Annotated in this window: 9 protein-coding genes; 2 read left to right on the forward strand and 7 right to left on the reverse strand. The window is 67.5% G+C overall.

Features of this window, described 5'->3' with window-relative positions:
• Positions 1 to 23 precede the first annotated feature (23 nt).
• Together ACXMDY_RS09195 and ACXMDY_RS09200 are read left to right on the forward strand one after the other, a co-directional pair.
• Positions 24 to 1,505: a leucyl aminopeptidase gene (locus ACXMDY_RS09195; protein WP_259702106.1), complete on the forward strand. Its 1,482-nt coding sequence runs from the start codon at positions 24 to 26 to the stop codon at positions 1,503 to 1,505.
• A 29-nt stretch (positions 1,506 to 1,534) separates the two neighbouring features.
• Complete coding sequence (locus ACXMDY_RS09200) at positions 1,535 to 1,786, forward strand: hypothetical protein (RefSeq protein WP_259702105.1); 252 nt, start codon at positions 1,535 to 1,537, stop codon at positions 1,784 to 1,786.
• A gap of 43 nt (positions 1,787 to 1,829) precedes the next feature.
• Here the strand turns inward: ACXMDY_RS09200 and ACXMDY_RS09205 are convergent, their stop codons facing one another.
• The 7 genes from ACXMDY_RS09205 to ACXMDY_RS09235 form a co-directional block, all read right to left on the reverse strand.
• Entirely contained in the window at positions 1,830 to 2,015 is a 186-nt protein-coding gene (locus tag ACXMDY_RS09205; RefSeq protein WP_259702104.1) for a hypothetical protein, read from the reverse strand.
• Positions 2,016 to 2,074: 59 nt separating this feature from the next.
• Entirely contained in the window at positions 2,075 to 2,743 is a 669-nt protein-coding gene (gene msrA, locus ACXMDY_RS09210) for a peptide-methionine (S)-S-oxide reductase MsrA (protein WP_259702199.1), read from the reverse strand.
• A gap of 40 nt (positions 2,744 to 2,783) precedes the next feature.
• Positions 2,784 to 4,004 carry a lipid-A-disaccharide synthase gene (lpxB, locus tag ACXMDY_RS09215; protein WP_259702103.1) on the reverse strand — a complete coding sequence of 407 codons (1,221 nt, stop codon included), beginning with the start codon at positions 4,002 to 4,004 and terminating at the stop codon, positions 2,784 to 2,786.
• Complete coding sequence (gene lpxA, locus ACXMDY_RS09220) at positions 4,004 to 4,825, reverse strand: acyl-ACP--UDP-N-acetylglucosamine O-acyltransferase (RefSeq protein ID WP_259702102.1); 822 nt, start codon at positions 4,823 to 4,825, stop codon at positions 4,004 to 4,006. Before lpxA ends, lpxB begins: the two co-directional genes overlap by 1 nt.
• 4 nt (positions 4,826 to 4,829) lie before the next feature.
• The gene (gene fabZ / locus ACXMDY_RS09225; protein ID WP_259702198.1) at positions 4,830 to 5,258 is read right to left on the reverse strand and encodes a 3-hydroxyacyl-ACP dehydratase FabZ; all 429 of its coding nucleotides are present in this window, start codon (positions 5,256 to 5,258) and stop codon (positions 4,830 to 4,832) included.
• A 33-nt stretch (positions 5,259 to 5,291) separates the two neighbouring features.
• Positions 5,292 to 6,140 (reverse strand): UDP-3-O-acyl-N-acetylglucosamine deacetylase, encoded by an 849-nt coding sequence (gene lpxC / locus ACXMDY_RS09230; protein ID WP_259702101.1) that lies wholly within the window; start codon positions 6,138 to 6,140, stop codon positions 5,292 to 5,294.
• A 2-nt stretch (positions 6,141 to 6,142) separates the two neighbouring features.
• A partial coding sequence (locus ACXMDY_RS09235) for a BamA/TamA family outer membrane protein (RefSeq protein ID WP_457767572.1) occupies positions 6,143 to 8,169 on the reverse strand: 2,027 nt, incomplete at its 5' end.

The raw sequence follows: 8,169 nt of genomic DNA on the forward strand, positions 1-8,169 counted from the left end.
TCACGGCCCCCAGTCCTGGCCCCATGGAGTTCCGCTGTTCCCCCATCCCCCTGAGCGAATGGGACGGCGAGACCCTCGCGGTGGGGATCTTCCAGGGCGATGACGGGGAGTCGCGCCAGCTGTTGCAGGCCCGCTTCGGTGAGGGCCTGATCAGCCTGCTCGAGCATCGCCAGTTCAAGGGCAAACCGGGTGAAACCCTCAGCCTCTCCCTGCTGGATCGTTCCCCCGCCCAGCTGATCGTGGTGGGGTTGGGCGAATCGGCCCACTTCGATGGCCAGGGCCTGCGCAGCGCGGTGGCGGCGATTGCCAGGGCGGCAGCCGCCGGCAGGGCCACCGAGCTCGGCATCGCCCTGCCCAGCGCGGAGCTGGAGCCCGCCATGGCCGCCCGACTGATGGCCGAGGCGGTTCGCCTGACCCTCTACACCGACCCACGCTTCAAGAGCGAGCCGGAACCCCGGCACCTGCCGCAGACGGTCACCCTGCTGGGCCTGCCGGAGGCGGCCGCAGCCGGCCTTGCCGGCCTGGAGGCCACCTGCGCGGGCGTGGAGCTGGCACGTCAGTTGGTGGCGGCCCCTCCGAACGTGGTCACCCCCCAGGCCCTCGCCGACACCGCCGCCACCATCGCCCGGGAGTTCGGCCTGGAACTCAAGGTGCTGGAGCGCTCCGACTGCGAGGCCCTCGGCATGGGCGCTTACCTCGGGGTCGCCCAGGGTTCCTGCCTGCCTCCCAAGTTCATTCACCTCACCTACCGGCCAGCCGACGGGGCCAGCCGCCGACTGGTGCTGATCGGCAAGGGCGTCACCTTCGATTCCGGCGGCTACAACCTCAAGACGGCAGGCTCCCAGATCGAGATGATGAAGTACGACATGGGCGGCAGCGCCGCCGTGCTCGGCGCCGCCCGGGCCATCGCCGAACTGCGGCCGGCCGACGTGGAGGTCCATGTGCTGGTGGCCGCCTGCGAAAACATGATCAGTGGCAACGCCATCCATCCCGGCGACATTCTCACCGCCTCCAACGGCAAGACGATCGAGATCAACAACACCGATGCCGAGGGCCGGCTCACCCTGGCCGACGCGCTTGTCTACGCCAGTCGCCTTGAGCCCGATGCGGTCGTTGATCTGGCCACCCTCACCGGCGCCTGCGTGATCGCCCTGGGTGAGGAGATCGCCGGCCTCTGGTCCCCCAGCGACGAACTGGCCGCGGCCCTGCTGGACGCCGGCCGCCAGGGCGGTGAGCAGTTCTGGCGCATGCCGCTCCAGGCCTCCTACAAGGAGGGCCTCAAGAGCCCGGTGGCCGACCTGAAGAACACCGGCCCACGGCCTGGCGGTTCGATCACCGCCGCCCTGTTTCTGCAGGACTTCGTAGACCCGGCCACGGCCTGGGCCCACCTGGACATCGCCGGCACCGTCTGGAGCGACAAGGGACGGGGGCTGGATCCGGCCGGAGCCACCGGCTTCGGGGTGCGCACCCTGGTGAACTGGGTGAGCCAGGGTGGCCGCGCCTAGGTTGGCTGCAGACGCTCCAGAGCGAGGCCATGGCCGTTCAGAAGATCCGCTGGTATCTGGGCGCCCAGCTCGGGGTGCTGTTGCTGCCGATGGGCCTGTGCCTGGTCGGTGAGGCCGTGACCCGCCGGACCCTGCAGAAGGTGGCCCTGCTGAACCAGATGGTCTCGCCGGCCGGGCCCTGGTTCTGGTATGGCACCCTCGGGCTGATCTGCGTGGTGGCCGGCGTGGGGCTGATGGTGGAGAGCGGCCTGCTGCGGGGCTACCCCAGGAATGCCCGTTGAAGCCTCGCCCCGGTTTCGCTCGGTTGCAGCTCGATCCTGCCGCTCAGATCGCGACCGGTTCGAGGGCTGCCAGCAGGGTTTCGGGTGATTCCAGGGCATGGATCTGCCAGCGAGCCCGCTCGCCGAGGCTGCTGCTCAGCCGTTCCAGGTCGTCGGCAGCCTGTTTCGGGCTCTCATAGGGTCCGATGTGCCGAGTGGTCAAACCATCGCGAATCGTCAGTAGATACATCCGCCACCCTCCCGTCTGGGATTTCCACCCTAGGCACATCGAAGCGTTCTGAACAGGCTTCAGGGCCTGGCTCCAGCCCATGGGACGGAACTGCGGGCCCTGCTGCCCCAGACCTGATTGAGCCGCTGATCACGGCCGCACGACCAGCGGTAGTAGTTGTATTTGAGCTTGTTCTGCTCGGCGTAGTTCTGGTGGTATCCCTCGGCGGGCCAGAAGCGCTGCAGCGGACGGATCTGCACCCGGATCGAGCTCGGGTTCTGCCTGAGCTCCCGGGCCGCCTCCTGAAGGCTGGCCTGGGCCTGCTCCTGTTGTCGCGTTCCCCTGGTGAAGATCGCCGGCCGGTAAGAGGCCCCACGATCACAGAACTGGCCGCCCCCATCGAGGGCATCGACGTTGCGCCAGTAGGCGCGCAACAGGGTGGGATAGCTGATGCGGCTGGTCTCGAAGCGAACCAGCACGCTTTCCAGGTGGCCCGTACCCCCAGCCGTCACCTGGCGGTAGGTGGGGTTCGGCCTGGAGCCGCCGCTGTAGCCACTCACTGCCTCCACCACGCCTGGGAGCCCCTCCAGATCGTGCTCAAGGCACCAGAAGCAGCCGCCGGCGAACACCGCCTCCTCGATCGCCGCCTGGGCGGGTGCGGCGGCGACGACAAGAAGCAGCAGCCCCAGCAGCAGCGGACGGGCGACCCCTGACCACAGCCGGGACTTCCAGGCTCGGCTCGGTTGCATCGGCAGGATCGGCTCGGGGGTGCTGGTGGAGGCCATCCACTCATCCTGCCGGGCTGAACGCAGCCGCCGCTGCTGACGGCTGCGCCATCGCCAGGTGATCGAGGATCTCGACGGCGGCCCGCCCGGTGACACCAGGTTCACCGAGGCAGAGGCGCAGGCGCCCATAGCCCTCGATCATCCGCTCACGGGCTTCACCGGGATCGAGCAGGGGAAGGGCCGCAGCCACCACGGCCGCCGCTGTGAACGACTCCTGGAGCAGTTCCGGAACAAGGCGCTCCCCCAGCACCAGGTTGACCGGCGAAATATGGTCGACCCGGAAGTGCAGCAGGTGGCGGGCCAGCCAGGCCGTCGGACGGCTGACGCGATATCCCACCACCTGGGGAACCCCCCGCAGGGCCAGCTCCAGATTCACGGTGCCCGATTTGGTGAGCGCCAGATCGGCGGCGGCGGAGAGAACGGGCCGCAGCCGATCGGCGTCCGAGGCGGGCACCACCTCGGCCTGCACGCCGGCCTGGCGGAGCAGCGCCGCCAGCGGCGCCTCGAAGGCGGCCTGACCGGCCGGCACCATCACCCGCAGGCCTGGCCGCAGCCGTTGCAGTTCCGCCGCCGCCGCCGCCAGGGTGGGCACCAGATAGCGCATCTCCTGGCTGCGGGAGGCGGGCAGCAGCAGCAGCAGGCGCTCTTCCGCGAGGAGGCCCAGCTCACGGCGGGCCTCCTCGCGGCCGGGAAGGTCACCCAGCGTGTCGAGCAGGGGGTGGCCCACCCAGGTCACATCGGCCCCCCGTTCGCCGTAGAAGCGGGCCTCCTCGGGAAAGATCGAGAGGATGCGGTCGGTGAAACCGATCAGCCGGGTGCTGCCCCCCTCGCCGATCCGGAAAGCCCACTCCTGGGGGGCGATGTAGTAGGTGATCGGAACCCCCGGCAGCTGGCGCCGCAACTTGAGACCGAGGCTCACATTCGCTCCCATGTAGTCGATCAGGACCACCCCATCCGGTGGGGTCTGGCGCAGCAACCTGCCGACCCGCCGCTGCAGCCGCAGGGTGGGGAGCACCAGCGGCAGTGCCTCCCACAGACCCATGGCACCCATCGGCGCGGTATTGGCCAGCAGCCGGGCACCGGCCCTCTCCATCCGCTCCCCACCCAGGGCGATGATCTCGAGGTCGAGCTCCCGGCGCCTGGCCTCGGCATGGAGCGCCTGGATCAGCAACCCACCCTGCAGATCCCCCGACACCTCGCCGGTGCTGATCAGCAAGCGCACCATCAGCGATGGGGCGGCAGGGGACCGCGGCGTCCGGGGGTGATCGAGGCTTCAAGGAAGCTGCAGAGCTGCTCCGCCGCCGGCAGCAGCTCGTCCTGGCGGATGCGGGCGAGGGCCTGGACCAGCACCTCGTCGCCGCGGTAGAGGCGGTTCCAGACCTCCTGCAATTGCCTGAGTTCGGCACCGGCGGCCCGTTCGGCCAGGCCGCTGCGCCGCAGGCCGATGCGGTTGAGCCCCCGCAGCCGTCCGGGGTGGCCTTCGACGATGGCGAAGGGGGGCACGTCCCTGTCGATGCGGCTCATGCCGCCCACCATCGCCAGCGTGCCGATGTGGACGAACTGATGGATGCCGAGCACCCCGCCGATCACGGCCCGGTCGCCGATCACCACATGGCCGGCGATCGCCACGCTGTTCGCCACGACGATGCCGTCGCCCAGTTCACAGTTGTGGCCGACATGGCAGTAGGCCATCAGCAGATTGCCGCTGCCCAGCCTGGTCTGCTCGCCATCGGCGGTGGCCCGGTTGATCGTGACGCATTCCCGGATCGTGTTGTCGTCACCGAGCACCACTTCGGTGGGGGCCCCGTTGTATTTGAGGTCCTGGGGTTCGAGGCCGATGCAGGCCCCGGGGAAAACCCGGTTGCGGGCACCCATCCGAACGCGGCCTTCGATCACCACATGGGGCCCGATCCGGCTGCCGGGACCGATCTGCACCTCAGGGCCGATCACGGAGAACGGCCCGATCGCCACGCCGACAGCCAGCTTGGCGCGGGGATCGACCAAGGCGGTGGGATGGATCGAGGTTTCCACGGCTGCGCTGGTCATCGCCTCAGTCCACCAGAGAGAACATCAGTTCTCCTGAACAGACGCGCTGTCCATCGACCGTGACCTCTCCCCTCACCTTGCCGAACCGCCGATGCTTGATGGCCAGCAGCTCACAGCTGATCCGCAGTTGATCGCCAGGCACGACCGGCCGCCGGAACCGCACCCCGTCGATCCCGGCGAAGACGAACAGCCCCTTCGGCAACTCAGGCATCTGGGCAATGATCAGTCCCCCCACCTGGGCCATCGCCTCGACGATCAACACCCCCGGCATCATCGGACGACCCGGGAAATGGCCCTGGAAATGGGGCTCGTTGAGGGTGACGTTCTTGATGGCGACCGCCCGCTTACCAGGCTCATGTTCGACCACCCGGTCCACAAGGGCAAATGGGTAGCGGTGGGGCAACAGATTGAGGATCTGCTCACTGGTGAGCAGGGGTGAGCCGGCAAGAGAAACGGTCAACGGGCTTCAGGCAGATCGGGAGTGAGCAGCCAGGGCAGCCGCCAGAGCGGTGTGCAGCCCATGGGAACCGCGGTATGCGAACACCTGGGCTCGAGGCAAGCCCACCAGCGCCAGGTCGCCCAGCAGGTCCAGCAGCTTATGGCGCACCGGCTCCTGTTCGAGGCGCAAAGGAGGATTCAACCACTGCTGGCCATCACAGACCAGGGCATTGCCCAGATTCCCACCTTTGATCAGCCCCGCCGCCTGCAGTTGCTCCACCTGCTCGCGAAAGCCGAACGTGCGGGCCGGGGCGATCTCCTCAACGAAGCGCCGAGGCGTGAGCTCCAGGGAAAAGGACTGTCGGCCGATCGCCGCCTGGGGAAACTCGATCGCCGCTCCCAGCCAGGGCTGGAGGCTGGGCAGGGCGGTCACGAAGCTCCGGCCCTGCTGCAGGGTGAGCGGTGAAGCGAGCTCCTGCAACGGCTCCCGCTCACCCACCAGCTGGAGGCCCGCTTCGGCGATCGCCTCCACCCACGACAGTGCGGAGCCATCCAGCAGCGGCACCTCATCCCCTTCAACCAGGATCGTCACCTGGCTGAGGCCCGTCCCAGCCAGGGCTGCCAGCAGATGCTCCACCGTGGCGAGGCGGCGTTGATCAAGCCTCAGGGCGGTGCACAGCTGGGTTTCGCACACCAGGCCGGGATGAAGCCGGCTGACAGCGCTGCCCGGCTGATCCAGCCAGCCCAGCTGAAAACCTGGCTGATCACTGGGCTCGAGGCGCACCCGGCAGAGGTTGCCGCTGTGCAGGCCCACCCCGGAGCGCTCCACCGGTGCCGCCAGGGTCCAGGCCTGGCTGTAATCGCTGGGCCAGTCCATGGCTAGAACTTCCAGCCGACACCGAGGTTGAAGCGCCAATCACCGCTGAAGTCCTTGCTGGCGACCTCCAGCCGGAGTGGACCGACCGGAGTGGTGACGATCAGACCGGTGCCCACCGAGAAGCCACTGCCCGGTTTTGCCAGCAGACCACCTGGATTGCCCTGGACACTGGCCTGGGAGCCGAAATCGGTGCCGCCATCCACGAAGAACGATCCACTCACGACGGAGAACAGCGGGAAGCGGTACTCGATCGTGGCTTCGCCAAAGCTCTTGCCGACCCCGAGGTCACAGTCGGCGAAGCCCCGCACCGAGTTGGAGCCGCCCATGCAGAAGGCCTCGTAGGGGGGCAGGTCGCCGACGTTGGTGCCGGCCGAGACCTGGAAGGCCAGGGCCTGCTTGCAGTCGGCCGCCTCACCGGGTTTCGGCCGACAGCCCTTGTAAAACCGCAGCCAGTTGACTGGAATGAAATAGGAATAGCTGCCGCGCAGGCGGTTGAAGGTGGGTGAATCGGGCCCGACCGAAACGAACTGCTCCGTGCTGAGGCTGAGAAAATTGCCGGAGGTGGGATTGCGGGGATCGTTGAGCGTGTTGCGGGTGGCAGCCACCCGCACCGCCACCAACTGGTTGGTGGTGGCGCAGTTGAACGCCACGCAGACCACGTTCTCGATCGGAGCCTCGGAACCGTCGAAGTTGTTGGTGCTCACACCGAAGGGCATGGATTCACCGGCGAAGTTGATCGGCCTCACCTCCTGGGCACTGGCCCCCACCACCAGACTCCAGAGGGCCTTCCTGAAGGGATTTCCACCATTGAGCGGCCGCACGAACTGAATGTTGCCGCCCACCCGCTGGATCGCGATCGAGTTGCCGTCGTAATCGAACCAGCTGTTCCCCGGGGAATCGGATTCGGCTTCACCAACCGAGTCGAAGCGCCGGCCTTCGGGGTTGTTATCGGAGTTGATGTTGTAAGCCAGGCTGGTGCCAGGAGCTTCGTAGAAATCCGAGGCGGTGTTGATGTTGCCGTTTTCCTGGCTCTGGTAGATCTGCGGCACATCCCGGCTGATGAACAGGCGGGCACGGAAAGCTGTGCGGTATTTATCCCCCTTGATCCACGGATCCGTGAAGGACAGGTCGGCCAGGCCGCCGAACTGGCCATAGGTGAAGTTGAGGGCCACATCCCAGGCTCGACCCCTCAGGTTGCTGTCCTGGAGCTGCACCTGGCCGAACACACCCTGGCTCTGGCTGTAACCCAGGCCGCCGGAGAGGGAGCCGGTGGATTGCTCCACCACCCCAAGCACGATCACCACCTCACCAGGCTGGGCCGGAACGGGCCGCAGGGTCACCTTGACATCGGCAAACAGCCCGGTGCCGTAGAGGCGCTTGATGTCCTCCTCGAGGTTGCGGCGGTTGAAGGTCTGGCCCGGCAGGATCGAGATCTCGCGGCTGACCACCCAGGGCTTGGTCTTGCCGCGGATCGGCTCACCCTTTTCGTTGGTGGCGGAGCCCTCCTTGTCGAGGAACTGCACCTCCACCGCCTGGACTGTTCCCTCCCGGACCGCCAGAAGAACCACACCCTCCGGACTGACGCGGCTGGGGCCGGTGATCCTGGCCAGGGAGTAGCCCTGGTCGGCGTACCACTTCTGCAGTTCCTGCAGACGGCCCTGCAGGGTGTTGAGGTTCAGGGTCTTGCCGACGTCGGCGGCGAAGGTGTCCTGGAGAACCTCGGCAGGAAGCTTGGCCTTGGCGGTGTCGAGCTCCACCTTCTGCAAAACGGGATTGGCGGTGGCGATCACCACCAGCTGCACGCCGAGCGGGCCGTCGACCGGCTGAATCCGCACATCCGAGAACCAGCCGCTGGCATAGATCGCAGCGAGATCGGTCTGCAGCTCGGAGCGGGAAACGCGGCTGCCGGGCCGCACAACCATGGCGTCATAGACGGCCAGCTCCAGTCTTTCGCGCTCCGGGTGACCCTCAAGGCCATTGACCACCACCTCGCTGATCAGCACCTTGGGCTCGGCGGGTGCCGCCGGCG

This window comes from Cyanobium sp. ULC082 (assembly GCF_977927535.1).

Coding starts and splice junctions, on each gene's coding strand:
- ACXMDY_RS09195 (WP_259702106.1), top strand. CDS start 24: ATGGAGTTCCGCTGTTCCCCCATCCCCCTGAGCGAATGGGACGGCGAG.
- ACXMDY_RS09200 (WP_259702105.1), top strand. CDS start 1,535: ATGGCCGTTCAGAAGATCCGCTGGTATCTGGGCGCCCAGCTCGGGGTG.
- ACXMDY_RS09205 (WP_259702104.1), bottom strand. CDS start 2,015: ATGTATCTACTGACGATTCGCGATGGTTTGACCACTCGGCACATCGGA.
- msrA (WP_259702199.1), bottom strand. CDS start 2,743: ATGCAACCGAGCCGAGCCTGGAAGTCCCGGCTGTGGTCAGGGGTCGCC.
- lpxB (WP_259702103.1), bottom strand. CDS start 4,004: ATGGTGCGCTTGCTGATCAGCACCGGCGAGGTGTCGGGGGATCTGCAG.
- lpxA (WP_259702102.1), bottom strand. CDS start 4,825: ATGACCAGCGCAGCCGTGGAAACCTCGATCCATCCCACCGCCTTGGTC.
- lpxC (WP_259702101.1), bottom strand. CDS start 6,140: ATGGACTGGCCCAGCGATTACAGCCAGGCCTGGACCCTGGCGGCACCG.